Here is a 16,793-nt window from a genome sequence, read left to right as displayed (position 1 = left end):
GAGGGGCGGGGGTTCCCAAGTGCTTTACTTGGGCCTTCCGGGGCGCTTTCCCTCGGCCCGCCGCTCCCCTATCGTCGGGCCATATGCCTGCGCCCGGAGAGCCCATGACCGACCGCTTTCGCCTGACCCTCGCCCAGCTCAACGCCACCGTCGGCGATCTGGACGGAAACGCCGCGCTGGCACGGGATGCGTGGGAAAAGGGGCGCGCGGCGGGCGCGAACATGGTCGCGCTGCCCGAGATGTTCCTGACCGGCTACCAGACGCAGGATCTGGTGCTGAAGCCCGCCTTCCAGCGCGACTGCCGGACGGTGATCGAGCGGCTGGCGGCGGACTGCGCCGACGGTCCGACGCTCGGCATCGGCGCGCCGTGGGCCGAGGGCGACATGCTCTACAACGCCTACCTGATCCTTCAGGGCGGGCGGATTGCGGCCAGGGTCCTCAAGCACGAACTGCCCCACAAGCAGCTTTTCGACGAGTTGCGCCTGTTCGATCCCGGCCCGATCAGCGGCCCCTATGTCGTGGACGGCGTCCGCATCGGCAGCCCGATCTGCGAGGACGCCTGGTGGCAGCCGGTGACGGAAACCCTGGCGGAAACCGGGGCCGAGATCCTGCTGGTGCCGAACGGCAGCCCCTATCATCGCGGCAAGCTGGACCTGCGCATGGGCCACATGGTCGCCCGCGTGGTCGAGAGCGAACTGCCGCTGGCTTACCTGAACATGGTCGGGGGGCAGGACGATCAGGTCTATGACGGGGCAAGTTTCGTGCTGAACCCCGGCGGCCACAAGGTCGTGCAGCTGGCGCCCTTCGATCCGGCGGTGGTGCATGTGGATTTCGGGCGGACAGCGGATGGCTGGCGGGCCGAGCCGGGCGAGATGGTCCCGCAGCCGGACGAATGGGAACAGGACTACCGCGCCATGTGCGTGGGTCTGGGCGACTACATGCGGAAGTCGGGCTTCCGCAAGGTCGTGCTGGGCCTCTCGGGCGGCATCGACTCGGCGCTGGTGGCGGCGATTGCCGCCGACACGCTGGGGCCGGAGAACGTGCGCGGGGTGCGCCTGCCCTCGGCCTATTCCAGCCAGCACTCGCTGGACGATGCCGAGGAACTGGCGCGGCGGCTGGGCATCCGCATGGACACGATTCCGATCGAAGCCCCGCGCCTCGCCGCGACCGACGCGCTGGCCGGCGTGATGGAGGGCACGAAGCCCGACCTGACCGAGGAAAACATCCAGTCCCGCCTTCGCGGGCTGCTGCTGATGGCCGTCTCGAACAAGCATGGCGAGATGCTGCTGTCCACCGGCAACAAATCCGAGGTGGCGGTCGGTTACGCCACCATCTACGGCGACATGGCGGGCGGATATAACCCGCTGAAGGATCTCTACAAGACGCGGGTGTTCCGCATCTGCCGCTGGCGGAACGAGAACCACCGGGATTGGATGGCCGCCCCGGCGGGCGAGGTGATCCCGCCCGCGATCATCGACAAGCCGCCGTCCGCCGAACTGCGTCCCGACCAGAAGGACGCGGATACGCTGCCCCCCTACGAGGTGCTCGACCCGATCCTGACCGGGCTGGTGGAAGACGACCTGTCGGTCGCCGACCTCGTGGACCGGGGCTTCGACCGCGAAACGGTGCGGCGCGTGGAGCGGCTGCTGAACGGCAGCGAATGGAAACGCTATCAGTCCGCCCCCGGACCGCGCCTTTCGCCGCGCAGCTTCTGGCTGGACCGGCGCTATCCGCTGGTCAACAAGTGGCGCGACGACAGTTGAAAGGGTGTCATGCCCGGACTAACTTGGCTTAGCCAACCGGAGGTCCGGCCATGAAGACCGTCAACATGCACGAAGCCAAGACGCATCTCTCGAAACTGGTCGAGGGGGTCGAAAACGGCGAGCCGTTCATCATCGCCCGCGCCGGCAAGCCGGTGGTCAAGGTGACGCTGGTGGAACAGCCCGCGCCGCGCCGCACGGGATTCCTCAAGGGCAAGGTCGATATTCCCGAGGATTTCGACGACATGTTCGCCGACGAGATTCAGGCGATGTTCGAGGGCAAGTATGATGGCAGCGGCCTTTACGTGCCGCCCGATCAGCGCAAGCCCGAGGACACGCATTGAACCTGCTACTCGATACGCATCTGCTGATCTGGTCGGCAGGGCGGGATGACCTGATGACGCCCAAAGCCGACCGGCTCATCAAGGACAAGGCAAATACGCTCTGGTTCAGCGTCGCGTCCATCTGGGAGGTGGCGATCAAGCGCAGCCGGAACCGCGCCGATTTCCGCACCGAACCGGGCACCCTGCGCGCCGGCCTTCTCGCCAACGGCTACCTCGAACTCCCGGTCAAGGGGCGGCATTGTCTTGCCATCCCGACGCTGCCCCACGTCCACGGCGATCCGTTCGACCGGATGCTGGTGGCGCAGGCGATGGCCGAAGGGATGGTGCTGCTGACCGCCGACCGGAAGATCGCGGAATATGGCGGGCCCGTGCGGATGGTGTGAGCGGGCCAAGGCCCCTCCGAGATTAACTTGCGATCACACCAGCACGTCGAACCGCTGCTGCTCGCCCACCCCGAACACCTCGCGATAATGCGCGATCAGCTCCGCAGGCCCCGTCGCCTTCTCCGGGTTGTCAGACAGCTTCACGGTCGGCTCGCCATTCGCCGCCGCAGCCTTGCAGACCAGGCTGAACGGGGCCAGCCCGTCGCCCGCCGCCAGTCCCCGGAAGTCGTTGGTCAGCAGCGTGCCCCAGCCGAAGCTGACCTTCACCCGGCCGTTGAATCGCTGGAACAGCATCGCGATCTGGTCCACGTCCAACCCGTCGGAAAAGATCACCAGCTTCTCGCGCGGGTCCTCGCCGCGGCTTTTCCACCATTCGATCGCGTATTCCGTCACCGCGACCGGATCGCCCGAATCGACCCGCAGCCCGGTCCATCCGGCCAGCCAGTCCGGGGCGTTGTCCAGGAACGGTTTGGAGCCGTAGGTGTCGGGCAGGATGATGCGCAGGTTGCCGTCGTGTTCTTCCTGCCAGTCGGCGAGCACGCGATAGGGGGACTGCCGCAGTTCCGCATCCGTGTCGGCCAACGCGGCATAGACCATCGGCAGTTCGTGCGCGTTGGTGCCGATCGCCTCGATGTCGCGGCGCATGGCGATCAGGCAGTTGGAGGTGCCGGTGAAACGCTCGCCCAGGCCTTCGATCAGCGCCTGCACGCACCAGTCCTGCCACAGGAAACTGTGCCGCCGCCGTGTCCCGAAATCCGCGATCCGCAGGTCGGGGCCGAGCGCCCGCAGCGCCTCGATCTTTTCCCAGATGCGCGTCATGGCACGGGCATAGAGGACCTGCAGCTCGAACCGGCCGAGATCCTTCAGCACCGCGCGCGAGCGCAGCTCCATGATGATGGCGAGGGCGGGGATTTCCCACAGCATCACCTCGGGCCACGGACCCTCGAAGGTCAGCTCGTATTGTCCGTCCACGCGCTCCAGCTGGTATTCGGGCAGGCGCAGGCCCTCCAGGAACTCCATGAAGTCGGGGCGGAACATCTGCCGCTTGCCGTAGAAGGTGTTGCCCCGCATCCAGGTAGATTCGCCGCGCGTCAGCGAGATGGAGCGCACATGGTCCAGCTGCTCGCGCAGCTCCCCTTCGTCGATCAGGTCGGCAAGGCGGATCGAGCTGGAGCGGTTGATGAGGCGGAAGGTGACGTTCACGCCGCGCCGGTTGCGGAACACCGACTGGCACATCAGCAGCTTGTAGAAATCGGTGTCGATCAGCGAGCGGACGATCGGGTCGATCTTCCACTTGTGGTTATAGACGCGCGTGGCGATATCGACGGTCGGGATCATCATGCGAGCGTCACCCCCGCTTCGCGCATCGCGCCACGCGCAGCCTCGCGCGAGCCGTCGAGGTCGATGGCCCGCGTCGCCGATTCCAGCACGGTGGCGGAAAAGCCCAGCCGCAGCGCGTCGATCGCCGACCACGCGACGCAGAAATCATGGGCGAGGCCGACGAAATGCAGATCGGTCAGGCCGCGTTCGCGCAGATAGCCGGCAAGGCCGGTGGGCGTGGTCCTGTCGTTCTCGAAAAACGCCGAATAGCTGTCGATCCCGGCGCGGAAGCCCTTGCGGATGATCATGTCGGCGCGGTCCAGCAGCAATTCGGGGTGGAACGCGGCGCCGCCGGTGCCGATCACGCAATGGCTCGGCCACAGCACTTGCGGGCCGTAGGGCATCTGCACGGTGGAATAGGATTCCGCCCCCGGATGGCTTGCGGCGAAGCTGGAATGATCCGCCGGGTGCCAGTCCTGGGTCAGCACGACGCTGTCGTATTCCCCCATCAGCGCGTTGATCGGGGCCACGATCTCGTCGCCGCCGGCCACGGCGAGCGCACCGCCGGGGCAGAAATCGACTTGCATGTCGACCACGATCAGCGCCCTCATCGGCAATCTCCTCGGCCCGGACTGGAACGGATAGCAGCTATGCAACGTTGCGCGATGGCACCCATCCGCGAAATTTCCTACCAAGCCGCGTTTTCGGTAACAAGTCATCACCAGAAAAGGAGCGGTCGTGGACCATAACGAAATTCATGACGCCAAGGAGCTGGACGAGGCCCTGCCCTCCTCCCGCTCGGCCGGCACGACCTGGGCCTTGCGCGCGCTTGGCCTGATCGTCGCCGCCGTCGTCTATGTTCTGATGGGCGGCCAGCCCGACCTGTCGCAGGACGCGCGGGTGGTTGCGGCGGTGCTCTCGCTGATGGCCGTGTGGTGGATGACCGAGGCGATCCCGCTGTCGGCCACGGCGCTGCTGCCCATCGTGCTGATCCCGGCCCTGACCGAGCGCACCGTGGGGCAGGTGACGGCACCCTATGGCAGTTCGACCATCTTCCTGTTCATGGGCGGCTTTCTGATCGCCATCGCCATGGAAAAATGGAACCTGCATCTGCGCGTGGCGCTGCTGACGCTGCGCCGGGTGGGGCTGTCGCCGCGCCGGATCGTGCTGGGGCTGATGCTTGCCACGGCGTTCCTGTCGATGTGGGTGTCGAACACCGCGACCGCGCTGATGATGCTGCCGATCGCGACCTCGGTGCTGGCGCTGGTCCTTGCGCGCAGCGGGACCGGCACCCGCGCTCAGCAGCAGGCGCTGGACAGCGGCGCGACCATCACCGAGGCGGTGGACGATCCCAACATCGCGCGCTTCGGCACCTGCCTCGTGCTGGCGGTGGGCTGGGCGGCCTCGATCGGGGGCCTCGGCACGCTGCTCGGCAGCCCGCCCAACGCCATCCTCGCGGGCTATGCCGGCGCCGAGCTGGGCCGCGAGATCGGCTTTCTCGACTGGATGATGATCGGGACGCCCCTCGCCTTCGTCTTCATCTTCATCGGCTGGTTCCTGATGACGCGCCTGCTCTATCGCTTCGAGCTGCCGGAGATTCCCGGCGGGCGCGAGATGATCGACGAGCAGATCCGCGACCTCGGCCCGCTGAGCCAGGGCGAGAAGATGGTGCTGACGGTGTTCCTCGGCGCCGCGTTCTTCTGGATCGTGCCGGGGCTTCTGAACTCGGTCCCTGCGGTCAGCGCGGCGGCGCCGTGGCTGGGCGGCTTCGACGACACCGGCATCGCCATCGCGGCGGGGATCATCCTGTTCATCCTGCCCGGCCGCGGTCGGACCGAGATGGTGCTGAACTGGAAGGACGCCGAGGACGGGCTGCCGTGGGGCGTGCTGCTGCTGTTCGGCGGGGGCCTCAGCCTTGCCTCGCAGGTCGCCTCGACCGGGCTCGACGAGTGGTTCGGCCAGCAGGTGTCGGGGCTGGGGAACCTCTCGACGCTGGCGCTGGTGGCAGCGGTCACGGTGATCGTGCTGCTGCTGACCGAGATCACGTCGAACACCGCGACGGCGGCGACCTTCATCCCGATCCTGGGCGGGGTCGCCCTTGGGCTGGGGGTGGACCCGTTCCTGCTGCTGATCCCGGCGACGCTGGCCGCGACCTGCGCCTTCATGCTGCCGGTCGGCACGCCCCCCAACGCCATCGTGTTCGGCACCGGCAAGGTGACGATCGCGCAGATGGCCCGCGGCGGCGCGGTGATGAACAGCGTCGCGGTCATGCTGATCGTCGCCATCGTCTATCTGCTGGGCGGCATCGCGATGGGGATCGCGTTCTGATCCGCTCCGCATGAGCTTGTCACATGGGCGCGGCTGGAATAGGCCGCGCCCATGTTCGTTGTCGCCGCGCTCTACCACTTCACCCGTTTTCCCGATCCCGCCGCGCTGAAGCCCGCGCTGCTGGCGCTGTGCGAGGCGCAGGGCGTGCGCGGCACGCTGATCCTCGCGCGCGAGGGGATCAACGGCACCATCGCCGGCCCGCGCGAAGGGATCGACGCGGTGCTGGCCCATATCCGCGCCCTGCCCGGCTGCGCCGCGCTGGAGTGGAAGGAAAGCACCGCCGAAACCATGCCCTTCGGCCGCATGAAGGTCCGCCTGAAATCCGAGATCGTGACGATGGGCATCCCGCAGGTGGACCCAACCGCCCATGTCGGCCGCTACGTCGCGCCGCAGGACTGGAACGACCTGATCGCCAGCCCGGATGTCGCCGTGATCGACACCCGCAACGACTACGAGGTCGCCATCGGCAGCTTCGACGGCGCCATCGACCCCGGCACAAGCAGCTTCCGCGATTTCCCGGCGTGGTGGGCGGCGAACGCCCACCGTTTCGAAGGCAAGCGCATCGCCATGTTCTGCACCGGCGGCATCCGCTGCGAGAAATCGACGAACTACCTGATCTCGCAGGGCGTGCCCGAGGTCTTCCACCTGCAAGGCGGGATCCTGAAATATCTCGAACAGGTGCCCGAGGCGGAAAGCGCATGGCACGGCGCCTGTTTCGTCTTCGACCAGCGCGTCAGCCTCACCCACGGGCTGGAACCCGGCGGCCACGTCCTCTGCCACGCCTGCCGCCGCCCGCTCGCGCCGGAAGACACACACCGGCCCGAATACGAGGAAGGCGCCTGCTGCCATCTTTGCGCCGAGGAATACTCCGACACGGACCGGCAGCGTTTCCGCGAAAGGCAGCGGCAGGTCGAACGGGGCGAACTGTTCGCGGAGTGACCCGGCCCTGCCCTGATCCATTCTTCTTCGCGTAAGTATCCTCGGGGGTCTGGGGGTGAAAAACCCCCAGTCCGGCAGTTCCGCAGGCGCGCCCCTTACTCCACCAGCCGCGCGCTCACCGTCATCGCCCTGCCGCCCACCATGTAATCCGCACTCAGCGCCACCCCCGGCTTCGCCTCGATCAGCGCCGACAGCGAGCCGAGCGAGATCACCTGTCCCGGCTCCAGCCGCGTCCCCTGCCCGGTCAGCCACAGCACCACGTCCAGCGGATGGCCCAGCAGCATCTCTCCCGTGCCCTGCGCGACGCTCGCGCCGTCGGCCTTCAGGTCCACGGTCAACGCGCCGAGATCCGCGACCGGGTCGGACAAATCTGCGATGGACACGCCCTGCCCCGCCACGCCGCGCCACGGAATTACCCCGTAAGCCACCATGATCGGCCCGGTCGGCTTCATGCCCTCGGCCAGCGCCATGTCGGGGATCTCGATGAACGGGCGCACGTCGGACAGCGCCGCCGCCACCTCCTCGCGCGTCGTCGCCTCGTTGATGGCGGCATCGCCGACGGTCACGATCAGGTCGGCCTCGTAGAAGGGCGAGCGGCTGCCGGTCAGCGAAACCTCGGCCCCGTCCGCAAGGATCATGTCCGCGAACAGTGCCCCGGCGGCAGGGGCGGTCACGCCAAAGCGTTCCTGCGCGGGTTTCGAGGTGAAGCCGACCTTCCAGCCCACCGGCGCGCCCAGTTCCGCCTCCAGCGCGGCGCGATAGGCGTCGTAGGCGCAGGCGCCATCCTCGACCGATGCGACGTTCGGGTCGGGCAACCGCTCGCCCGCCATCCAGGCGCTTGCGGCGGCCTGCATCGCCTCGGGCGGCGGGCAGGCGGCGAAGGCGGGCATCCCGCAGCAGAGTGCGGCGGCGGCAATCAGCAGTTTCATGAGAACCTCCCCTTCCCGGTGACGAGGAAATCGTGCCACCGGCGCGCGCTTCTGTCCACGCCGTCGAGGCGGTTCCCATCCGCCCGCCCGCGCCCTAGAACAGCGGGACTTCAAGGAAAGCCGCCCATGTCCGACCAGCCGACCCCGATGATGGCCCAGTATCTTGCGATCCGCGAGGCCAATCCCGGCGCGCTGCTGTTCTATCGCATGGGCGATTTCTACGAGATGTTCTTCGACGACGCCGTGGCCGCTGCCGCCGCGCTGGACATCGCGTTGACGAAACGCGGCACCCATCAGGGCGAGCCGATCCCGATGTGCGGCGTTCCCGTTCACGCTGCCGAATCCTACTTGCTGACGCTGATCCGCAAGGGCTTCCGCGTCGCCATCGCCGAGCAGATGGAAGACCCGGCCGAGGCCAGGAAGCGCGGCTCGAAATCGGTCGTCGCCCGCGACGTGGTGCGGCTGGTCACGCCCGGAACGCTGACCGAGGAATCGCTGCTGGAGGCGCGCCGCCACAACTTCCTCGCCGCCTTCGCGCAGGTCCGCGACGATTCGGCGCTGGCGTGGGTGGATATTTCCACCGGCGCGCTGCGGGTGGCGCCCTGCTCGCTGGCGCGGCTCGCCCCGGAACTCGCCCGTCACGCCCCGCGCGAGTTGCTGGTGGTCGAAGGCTCGCGGCTGGACGATCTGGCCACCGACGCGGGCGCGGCGCTGACTGAACTCGCGCCGGGCAGCTTCGATTCCGGCGCGGGCGCCCGCCGGCTCTGCGCGCTCTACGGGGTCGAGACGCTGGACGGCTTCGGCAGCTTCTCGCGGGCCGAACTCGCCGCGATGGGGGCGATCGCGGATTATCTGGAACTGACCCAGCGCGGGCGGATGCCCCGCCTGTCGCCGCCCGTCCGCGAAAGCGGCACGGGGGTCATGCAGATCGACGCCGCCACCCGCCGCAATTTGGAACTGACGCAGGCGCTGTCGGGCGGGCGCGAGGGCTCGCTGCTGGCGGCCATCGACCGCACCGTGACGGCGCCGGGTGCCCGGCTGCTGGAACGCCGCATCGGCGCCCCCAGCCGCGATCTGGCGGAAATCCACCGCCGCCACGAAGCTGTGGCGTGGCTGGTCGAGGACGCGCGTCTGACAGCCAATCTGCGCGACGCGCTGGCCCGCGTGCCCGACATGGACCGGGCGCTGTCGCGGCTCGCGCTGGAACGCGGCGGGCCGCGCGACCTCACCGCGATCCGCGCCGGGCTGACCGCGGCCGTGCAGATCTCCGCGCTTCTGGAGGGCACGCAGGACCTGCTGGCCGAGGCCGCCGCCGACCTGCTCGGCCATGACGGCCTGATCGACCTGCTGGACGATGCGCTTGTGGCCGAGCCGCCCCTGCTGACCCGCGATGGCGGCTTCGTCGCCCCCGACCATGACGAGGAGCTCGACGAGACCCGCGCCCTGCGCGACGAGGGGCGCGGCGTGATCGCCCGGCTGCAGGCCGAGTATGTCGAACTCAGCGGCGTCTCCGGCCTGAAGATCAAGCACAACAACGTGCTGGGCTATTTCATCGAGACCACCACCACCCACGCCGATCGGATGCTGCGCCCGCCGCTGTCGGAAACCTTCATCCACCGCCAGACCACGGCCAGCCAGATCCGCTTCACCACCCTGCCGCTGTCCGATCTGGAAACCCGCATCCTCAACGCCCGCGACCGCGCGCTGGAGATCGAGCGCGCCGTCTTCGCCCGCCTCACCAGCGCCGTGCTGGCGGCAGCCCCCGCCATCGGCCAGACCGCCCGCGCGCTGGCGGAAATCGACCTGACCGCCGCCTTCGCCGACCTCGCGTCAGCCGAGGGCTGGACCCGCCCCCGCGTGGACGACAGCCGCGCCTTTGCGGTGGAGGGAGGCCGGCATCCGGTCGTGGAACGCGCCCTCAAGCGCAAGGGCCAGCCCTTCGTCGCCAATGACTGCGCGCTGACGGCGGGCGACACCCCGGCGATCTGGCTGCTGACCGGCCCGAACATGGCGGGCAAATCGACCTTCCTGCGGCAGAACGCGCTGATGGCGGTGCTGGCGCAGGCCGGGGCGTTCGTCCCGGCGACGAGCGCCCATATCGGCCTCGTCTCGCAGCTTTTCTCCCGCGTCGGGGCCGCCGACGATCTGGCGCGCGGCCGCTCGACCTTCATGGTGGAGATGGTGGAGACCGCCGCGATCCTGAACCAGGCCGATCCGGGCGCGCTGGTGATCCTGGACGAGATCGGCCGCGGCACCGCGACCTGGGACGGCCTGTCGATCGCCTGGGCGGTGCTGGAGCATCTGCACGCCCAGAACGGCTGCCGCGCCCTGTTCGCCACCCACTATCACGAGATGACGCAGCTTGCCGCGAAGCTGGACGGGGTCGAGAACGCCACCGTCGCCGTCCGCGAGTGGGAGGGCGAGGTGATCTTCCTCCACGAGGTCCGCAAGGGCGCCGCCGACCGCAGCTACGGCGTGCAGGTGGCGCGTCTGGCGGGCCTGCCGGAAGCGGTGGTGGACCGCGCCCGCGACATCCTGTCGGCGCTGGAGTCGGGCGCCCGCGAGGGCGGCGCGAAACCCGCCGCCCTGATCGACGACCTGCCCCTGTTCAGGGCCGCACCGCCTGCGCCGGCTCCGGTGAGGGAGTCGGCGGTGGAGGCGCGGCTGAAGGGGGTGCGCCCTGACGACCTGACGGCCCGCGAGGCGCTGGAGCTGGTTTATGAGCTGGTGGGGATGGTGGCGTCGAATTCCGCGGCCAGATCTTGAGGCGCCGTGTCGTTCAGCGCCCGGAATTCGATCTTGTGGGTCTCCGCGATCCGGGCGAGATCAGCCTGCCGCTGCTCTTTGGTCAGCGCTGGCCACGGGGTTTCCGAATCGACCATCCCTTTCGCTTTCAGCATCTCGTAAGTGCGGGGAAAGTCGATCTCGCCGAACGAGCTGCGGCCGGCGCGATTGGCGTTGCGCGGCACCCAGTCGCGGACCAGCGTGTTCACCTCGAAGGCATCGGCGCTCGTGAATGTTGCGATCTGATCCGCCATTGATGCCGCAACCGCCATGCTGCGCCGGGTCAGGATTGCCACGCGCTGTTCGTGGTTGCCGACATAGGCCACGAGATGCAACGGCGAACAATCCACAGCGATGATGTCTTTGGCGGCCTTGTACTGGGCGATCTGCTCTTCCGCCGGATGGCGCTGCGGGTGGAACATTTCGTACCCCTCGGCGGCGAGCAACTCTTCAAGGATGCTTTCCCCGATCAGCCCGCCGCGCATCGGCGGCAGTTTTGACCGCGAAATATAGATTCGCTGGGCACCTTTCGCTTCGATGTACTTGCCGGCGTTCTGCCGAACGTGTTCCCGGAACTTGGCGGTGCCAAGCGAGAGCCCACCCATTCCGATACCCTGTCTGGGCACATATAGGCGCTCCACGCGCAGCGGCACTGTTGTGCTGCGAGTTGGAACGGCTATTCCAAGGGCACCCATCAATGGCGAAAAGCCCTTCATGACCTTAGCAGTATTAAGTCTCCTGAATTTCGGAGTGAATACAATGCCGTCGACCTCACCCTCAATTTGACTAAGCGCCCACATACGGGACAACGATTCTAGCAAAAAATGGCCGAAATGACCGTATGCGATGCCACCGAAAATCCAGGTTCCCGATAGTTCTTGCACTTGATCGGCCTCGGGAGTCTCCGGCACCGAGTTAACGGCAAAATCAGCAGTATGCCAACTGATGGAATTTTCGACGAAAATGCCATCCGCTGTTAAAACTCCTGATCGTTGTTGGCGCCCTTCATCATCGTCGAACCGCGGCACCACGAGTCCGTTTTCCACCATGACTATGTCGAAATCGGTATTATCTAGAATTAGCGGCATCAGCTGATGTCCCGGATCTGGTTCTTGGATTGTGCAAGTAAGCGCGCAAAGGCGTGCGGTTCAGGGGGCCTCGGCGAGGCTCTCGATCGATTCGTGGGCCGCTTGGCTGTCACTTCCAAATCGATCAATATGGTCCAGCACTGCGCTTTGCGCCGCGGCACCGAAATGGATGCCGCGGTGACCATCCATGATCGATGGCACCCCCATCTCTTCAGCGCCCTCAACATCGGCAAAGACCGTGGAGTAGCGGCAACGCGATACATGGGCATTGCCGAGGAAGTCGCCCCAGCGGTGAAGCTGCGTCTGCGGCGTGCCGATCTCGATAACCGTGGCCGTGGGGCGCGCAAACAGCATGTGCGAAAACGCGGCGCCGTGCGGCGCAACGATCATCTCGGCCCCGTTGATCGCAGCTACCTGCTCCAGCGGGCTGAGCTTTTCCATGTAGATCACGTCGAAGCCCCGCCCCGCAAGGGCCTCCAGCAATTCGCTTTCCCCGGAATTCGGGCGCTGTTTGAAGTCTTCTCGTGAGGGGTCGCGCCCGATCCAGATGCGCTCGGGCTGAGCGTCCACTGTGGCGGGCACCAGCCGCGCCAGCGCATGTTCCCGCAGCAGCCGCTGACCTGTATCGTAGGTGGATTTCAGCAGGAACTTGCGCGTCAACCTGTCAGACCCGACACGGTGCCACGGATCGTCCTCGGGCAGATGTGCGACCGCCTGGGCCACCTGCGGATCGCCGGACTGATACAGATAGTGCCGGTGATTGTAGACCAGACGCACCTTCGGATAGCGCGTCGGGGTGTCCGTGATTTCCACGCGGTGCGCAAGCTGCGGGTAGATCGCCTGAACGAAGGCCGGAACGAAGCCTTTCAGATGGTCGAGAACCGGCAGGTGAACGTAGATCGGGGCGCCGCTCTCCACCTCGGAAATGACGGCAAGCTGCGGCATCGCTTCGGTCAGGAAATGATAGAAGTTGTAGCCGTTGCGCATGTCCACGGCGAACGGCACATCGTCATTCGGTGGGTCCACAACCGGCAGCGGATGGAACGGCTTCGCCTTGCGCTGCGCGAAGCCTTCGTTCAGCGCCGCTTCCTGAGCGGAGTCCATCTTGTTGAGAACGGATTTCCACACCCGGTCGCCTGCCGCCGCGCTGAGCACGACGCGATTCCCGACCGACACGCGGCGCTGACCGAAGGTCGCATCTTCGGCCAGCATGACGCAGGACAGGGTCTCGTAGACCGGAGGGTTTTTCGGCCAGCGCCACCGCGCCTCCATGCGGACATGCATCTTACGGTTGAGTGAGGTCAGGTCGCTCGCCGCAATCTGCCTGACGCGGGACGGTCGCCCGGCAACAATGGGAGGCGGGCAGGGAGCCATGTAGGCAAGTCCTGAGTCCTGCCCAGGAAAGAAGAAATCTTCAACACGGGAAGGGCGAGACACGCAAACCTCTCAGGCGGGGCACGCCCGAGCGGATAGCAGGCATGCAACCGGGGGTAAAGGCGACTCCCCCCCTCACTCCTCCTCATCCGCCGGTCGCCGCTTGAAGAAGCTCTCCGCATCCACCTCCGGCTCGGGCTTCGTCTGCTCGCGCGTCAGGCTGAACCCCTCCAGCCCGGCGATGGACGAGGGCAGGCGCGGCTCGTCGCTCATCTCCAGGCTGTTCTCGGTCGAGACCAGCTTGCGGCGCTCGTCGTCGCTCATCACCTCGGGCTTGGACTTGGCGGCCTTCTGCACCGCGGCATCCAGCTCGGTCTGGCGGCACAGGCCCAGCGCCACCGGATCGATCGGGGTGATGTTCGAGATGTTCCAGTGCGTCCGCTCGCGGATCGAGGCGATGGTCGGCTTTGTCGTGCCCACCAGCTTGGCGATCTGGGAATCGGCAAGCTCGGGGTGGAACTTGACCAGCCACAGGATCGCGGCGGGCCGGTCCTGGCGCTTGGACAGCGGGGTGTAGCGCGGGCCGCGGCGCTTCTCCTCGCCCTCGGCGGCGGGGTTGTGCTTCAGCTTCAGCCGGTAGGCGGGGTACTTCTGGCCCTTCTCGATCTCGGCCGGGTCCAGCTGGTTGGACGCCACCGGGTCGAAGCCCTTGACCCCCGTGGCGACGTCGCCATCGGCGATGCCCTGCACCTCGAGCTCGTGCAGGCCGCAGAAATCGCCGATCTGCTTGAAGCTGAGCGTCGTGTTGTCGACCAGCCAGACGGCGGTCGCCTTGGCCATCAGCGGCTTGTTCATGGGTTGCTCCTTCGCAAACGTATCCTGTCCGGTGAAACCGGGGCGGCGCGCGGGCCAATCCTCAATTTCGGGAATTGTGACCGGCAATATACGCGCGGGCACGGACCGTTTGAAGCCCTTTTTGCAGGCTGATAGGGTTTGGGCATGAACAACGCGCTCGCCGCCCTCGCCCTCTCCGCCGTCGCGCTGCCGGCGGCGGCGCAGGACGTGGCGGGAGAGTTCGACTACTACGTCCTCGCGCTCAGCTGGTCGCCGACCTGGTGCGCGACCGAAGGGTCGGACGCAGACGAGCCGCAATGCGACTCCGGGCGACGAACGGGGTTCATCGTCCACGGGCTCTGGCCCCAATACGAGCGGGGCTGGCCCGACTGGTGCAACAGCAACCAGCGCGATCCCACGCGGCGTGAAAGCGCGGCGATGGCGGACGTCATGCCGTCGGGCGATCTCGCCTGGTATCAGTGGCAGAAGCACGGCCGGTGCTCTGGCCTGTCCGGCCCCGGATATTACGATGCCCTGCGCGAGGCGGCCGCGGCGGCCGATATACCCGTGCTGTTCCAGATGCTGCCGCGCGACGTCACCCTGCCGGCGACAGTGATCGAGGACGCGTTCATCGAGACGAACCCCGACATGACGCGCAACGGGATCACGGTCACGTGCGACGGCGGCCGGCTGGACGAGGTGCGGATCTGCCTGACGCGCGATCTCTCGCCCCGCGACTGCGCGCCCGACACCCGCCGGGACTGCCGAGGACCGATGCTGATGCCGGCGCCGCGTTGATATGCCGCCGGATATTTATGGACAGAAGATGCCCGCATTAACGGGACGCTAAGGTTTCCCTGCAATGATGGTCATGCGGTACAGGCGGGGACGCCGATGACCGTGACAGGAGATGCCACACCCCACCCGGACGGGCGCCGGGTCGGGGTGTGTGCCCCTCGCCTTCGCCATCTTCTGTCTTCAAATATCCCCGCCGGAGGCTCCGGCCGTGCCGATCGGCGATCCCCGCGGACATCTCGACCGGGGAGCAGACTCAATCCCCCACCACACGCAGGACGATCTTGCCGATGTGATCGCCGCCTTCCATCCGGGCATGGGCGGCGGCAGCGTCGGCCAGCGCGAACTCCTGGTCCATGACCGGGCGCAGCTTGCCCGCCTCGATCATCGGCCAGACATGCTGGCGCAGCTGCTCGGCGATCCCGGCCTTGGCGAGATCGGATTGCGGGCGCAGGGTCGATCCGGTGACGGTCAGGCGGCGGCGCATAATGGGCGAGACGTTCAGTTCGGCCTTCGCCCCGTTCAGGAAGGCGATGAAGACCAGCCGCCCGTCATCAGCCAGCGCGCGGATGTTGCGGGGGATGTAGTCGCCGCCCACCATATCGAGGATCAGGTCCGCCCCGCCTTCATTCGACAGCACCTCGACGAAGTCCTGCTCGCGGTAGTTTATCGCCGTCGCGCCCAGCCGCTCGCAGGCGGCGCATTTCTCGGCCGTGCCCGCCGTCGCCCAGACGCGGGCGCCCATAGCCGCCCCGATCTGGATCGCCGTCGTGCCGATCCCCGACGATCCGCCGTGGACGAGAAACCGCTCGCCCGCCTGCAGCCCGCCGCGCATGACCACATTGGACCAGACGGTGAAGGTGGTCTCCGGCAGGCAGGCCGCCTCGCGCAGGGACAGCCCGGATGGAACGGCCAGTGCGTGATCGGCGGGCGTCGTGACGTATTCGGCATAGCCGCCGCCGGGCAGCAGGGCGCAGACCGCGTCGCCTTCGTTCCAGCGGGTGACGCCCGGCCCGACCGCCGCGACATGCCCCGAACATTCCAGCCCCGGCAGGTCCGACGCGCCCGGCGGCGGCGCGTAGGCGCCCGCGCGTTGCAGCACGTCGGGGCGGTTCACCCCGGCATAGGCCACGCGAATCAGGATCTGCCCCGCGCCGGGGATCGGGACGGGGCGGCGGGCGGGCGTCAGCACCTCGGCGGCGCCGGGCTGCGAGATCTCGATCACGTCCATGTCGTCGGGCAGGTTCATTCAGTCCTCCTTCGCGCGGCCGGGCGCGGCAAAGCGGCCATCCGCCGCCGGTTTCCGTATCCAGCCGGTCGCCAGATCGGCGGCCAAACCGACGCCGGGCAGTTTCCGGGCGGCGCCCTTCAGCTTCTCGAACCGCATCACGTCGTCGATCCGCCGGTCGATGAAGGCGCGGGTGTCCCCCCGCCCCTCGGAATAATCGCCGAGCCAGTAGAGCACCGCTGCCCCCCAGACCGAGGACAGGCTCGCCCGCTTGGTCCACCAGCTCACATCCGCCGACGAATCACCCAAGGCGTCCCAGATCGTGTCGGCCGTGTCCCACATCAGCCGCGCCCCCCGCGCGGCATTCTGCGGCAGCGCCATGACCGAGGCCCCGGCGCGCACAAGTTCGGGGTCCGCGATCTCCAGCCGGTGCCAGATCGCCTCGGCCACCCGGTCGCGGAACCGCCCCTGCGCCGGCCGGGCGGCGATCCAGCGGCGCAGCTCCGCGTCGCCCCGGCGGTGATAGGCGGCGGCAAGGCTCGCGCCGCCCTGAGGGAACAGCGTCCGCGCAAGCTCGTGCGCCATGCCGATGTCGCGCGCACCGGCGGCAAGTGCCCGGTCGTTCATGCCGTCGAAGGGCACATGGATCAGCGCTGCGTCCAGCAGGCGGTGAAGGCTGTCGGTCAT

At 67.5% G+C, this 16,793-nt stretch carries 15 protein-coding genes; 7 read left to right on the top strand and 8 right to left on the bottom strand.

Annotation, left to right across the window (positions count from 1 at the left end; genetic code table 11):
* Positions 1 to 104 precede the first annotated feature (104 nt).
* Genes KTN05_RS05810 through KTN05_RS05800 form a run of 3 tightly spaced genes read left to right on the top strand, consistent with a single transcriptional unit; the run spans position 105 to position 2,487 of the window.
* Entirely contained in the window at positions 105 to 1,763 is a 1,659-nt protein-coding gene (locus KTN05_RS05810) for an NAD+ synthase (protein ID WP_217328444.1), read from the top strand.
* A 50-nt stretch (positions 1,764 to 1,813) separates the two neighbouring features.
* Positions 1,814 to 2,104, top strand: a complete 291-nt coding sequence (locus KTN05_RS05805; protein WP_217328443.1) for a type II toxin-antitoxin system Phd/YefM family antitoxin — start codon at positions 1,814 to 1,816, stop codon at positions 2,102 to 2,104.
* Positions 2,101 to 2,487: a type II toxin-antitoxin system VapC family toxin gene (locus tag KTN05_RS05800; RefSeq protein ID WP_217328442.1), complete on the top strand. Its 387-nt coding sequence runs from the start codon at positions 2,101 to 2,103 to the stop codon at positions 2,485 to 2,487. Before KTN05_RS05805 ends, KTN05_RS05800 begins: the two co-directional genes overlap by 4 nt.
* A 33-nt stretch (positions 2,488 to 2,520) precedes the next feature.
* Here KTN05_RS05800 and pncB read toward each other — a convergent pair whose 3' ends face one another.
* Positions 2,521 to 3,828, bottom strand: a complete 1,308-nt coding sequence (pncB, locus tag KTN05_RS05795; RefSeq protein ID WP_217328441.1) for a nicotinate phosphoribosyltransferase — start codon at positions 3,826 to 3,828, stop codon at positions 2,521 to 2,523.
* Positions 3,825 to 4,418 carry a bifunctional nicotinamidase/pyrazinamidase gene (pncA, locus tag KTN05_RS05790; protein WP_217328440.1) on the bottom strand — a complete coding sequence of 198 codons (594 nt, stop codon included), beginning with the start codon at positions 4,416 to 4,418 and terminating at the stop codon, positions 3,825 to 3,827. Before pncA ends, pncB begins: the two co-directional genes overlap by 4 nt.
* Before the next feature lie 127 nt (positions 4,419 to 4,545).
* Here pncA and KTN05_RS05785 point away from each other — a divergent pair, with 127 nt between their 5' ends.
* Together KTN05_RS05785 and KTN05_RS05780 are read left to right on the top strand one after the other, a co-directional pair.
* Positions 4,546 to 6,135 (top strand): DASS family sodium-coupled anion symporter, encoded by a 1,590-nt coding sequence (locus KTN05_RS05785; RefSeq protein ID WP_217328439.1) that lies wholly within the window; start codon positions 4,546 to 4,548, stop codon positions 6,133 to 6,135.
* Between the two features lie 51 nt (positions 6,136 to 6,186).
* The gene (locus KTN05_RS05780) at positions 6,187 to 7,074 is read left to right on the top strand and encodes a rhodanese-related sulfurtransferase (RefSeq protein WP_217328438.1); all 888 of its coding nucleotides are present in this window, start codon (positions 6,187 to 6,189) and stop codon (positions 7,072 to 7,074) included.
* A gap of 95 nt (positions 7,075 to 7,169) precedes the next feature.
* On the opposite strand, the gene KTN05_RS05775 is transcribed toward KTN05_RS05780, so the two are convergent.
* On the bottom strand, positions 7,170 to 8,003 hold the full coding sequence (locus tag KTN05_RS05775) for a 2-keto-4-pentenoate hydratase (protein WP_217328437.1): 834 nt from the start codon (positions 8,001 to 8,003) through the stop codon (positions 7,170 to 7,172).
* A gap of 126 nt (positions 8,004 to 8,129) precedes the next feature.
* Here KTN05_RS05775 and mutS point away from each other — a divergent pair, with 126 nt between their 5' ends.
* Positions 8,130 to 10,769 carry a DNA mismatch repair protein MutS gene (gene mutS, locus KTN05_RS05770; protein ID WP_217328436.1) on the top strand — a complete coding sequence of 880 codons (2,640 nt, stop codon included), beginning with the start codon at positions 8,130 to 8,132 and terminating at the stop codon, positions 10,767 to 10,769.
* Here mutS and KTN05_RS05765 read toward each other — a convergent pair.
* From KTN05_RS05765 to KTN05_RS05755, 3 genes are all read right to left on the bottom strand, one after another.
* Complete coding sequence (locus KTN05_RS05765; protein WP_217328435.1) at positions 10,721 to 11,875, bottom strand: glycosyltransferase 61 family protein; 1,155 nt, start codon at positions 11,873 to 11,875, stop codon at positions 10,721 to 10,723. The two genes, mutS and KTN05_RS05765, sit on opposite strands and share 49 nt — an antisense overlap.
* A 60-nt stretch (positions 11,876 to 11,935) precedes the next feature.
* Entirely contained in the window at positions 11,936 to 13,312 is a 1,377-nt protein-coding gene (locus tag KTN05_RS18045; protein WP_217328434.1) for a glycosyltransferase family 61 protein, read from the bottom strand.
* Between the two features lie 72 nt (positions 13,313 to 13,384).
* A complete protein-coding gene (locus KTN05_RS05755) occupies positions 13,385 to 14,104 on the bottom strand; it encodes a DUF1013 domain-containing protein (RefSeq protein WP_217328433.1) in 720 nt (239 codons plus the stop codon).
* Positions 14,105 to 14,248: 144 nt separating this feature from the next.
* Here KTN05_RS05755 and KTN05_RS05750 point away from each other — a divergent pair, with 144 nt between their 5' ends.
* On the top strand, positions 14,249 to 14,881 hold the full coding sequence (locus tag KTN05_RS05750) for a ribonuclease T2 (protein WP_217328432.1): 633 nt from the start codon (positions 14,249 to 14,251) through the stop codon (positions 14,879 to 14,881).
* Positions 14,882 to 15,134: 253 nt separating this feature from the next.
* Here KTN05_RS05750 and KTN05_RS05745 read toward each other — a convergent pair whose 3' ends face one another.
* Together KTN05_RS05745 and KTN05_RS05740 are read right to left on the bottom strand one after the other, a co-directional pair.
* The gene (locus KTN05_RS05745; protein ID WP_217328431.1) at positions 15,135 to 16,127 is read right to left on the bottom strand and encodes an NAD(P)H-quinone oxidoreductase; all 993 of its coding nucleotides are present in this window, start codon (positions 16,125 to 16,127) and stop codon (positions 15,135 to 15,137) included.
* Positions 16,128 to 16,793: a COQ9 family protein gene (locus KTN05_RS05740; RefSeq protein WP_217328430.1), complete on the bottom strand. Its 666-nt coding sequence runs from the start codon at positions 16,791 to 16,793 to the stop codon at positions 16,128 to 16,130.

Origin of the sequence: Paracoccus sp. Z118 (assembly GCF_019061185.1) — a bacterium.
GTDB lineage: Bacteria > Pseudomonadota > Alphaproteobacteria > Rhodobacterales > Rhodobacteraceae > Paracoccus.
The sequence above is the reverse complement of the archived record's forward strand: the minus strand, read 5'-3'. Positions and strand labels throughout refer to the sequence as shown.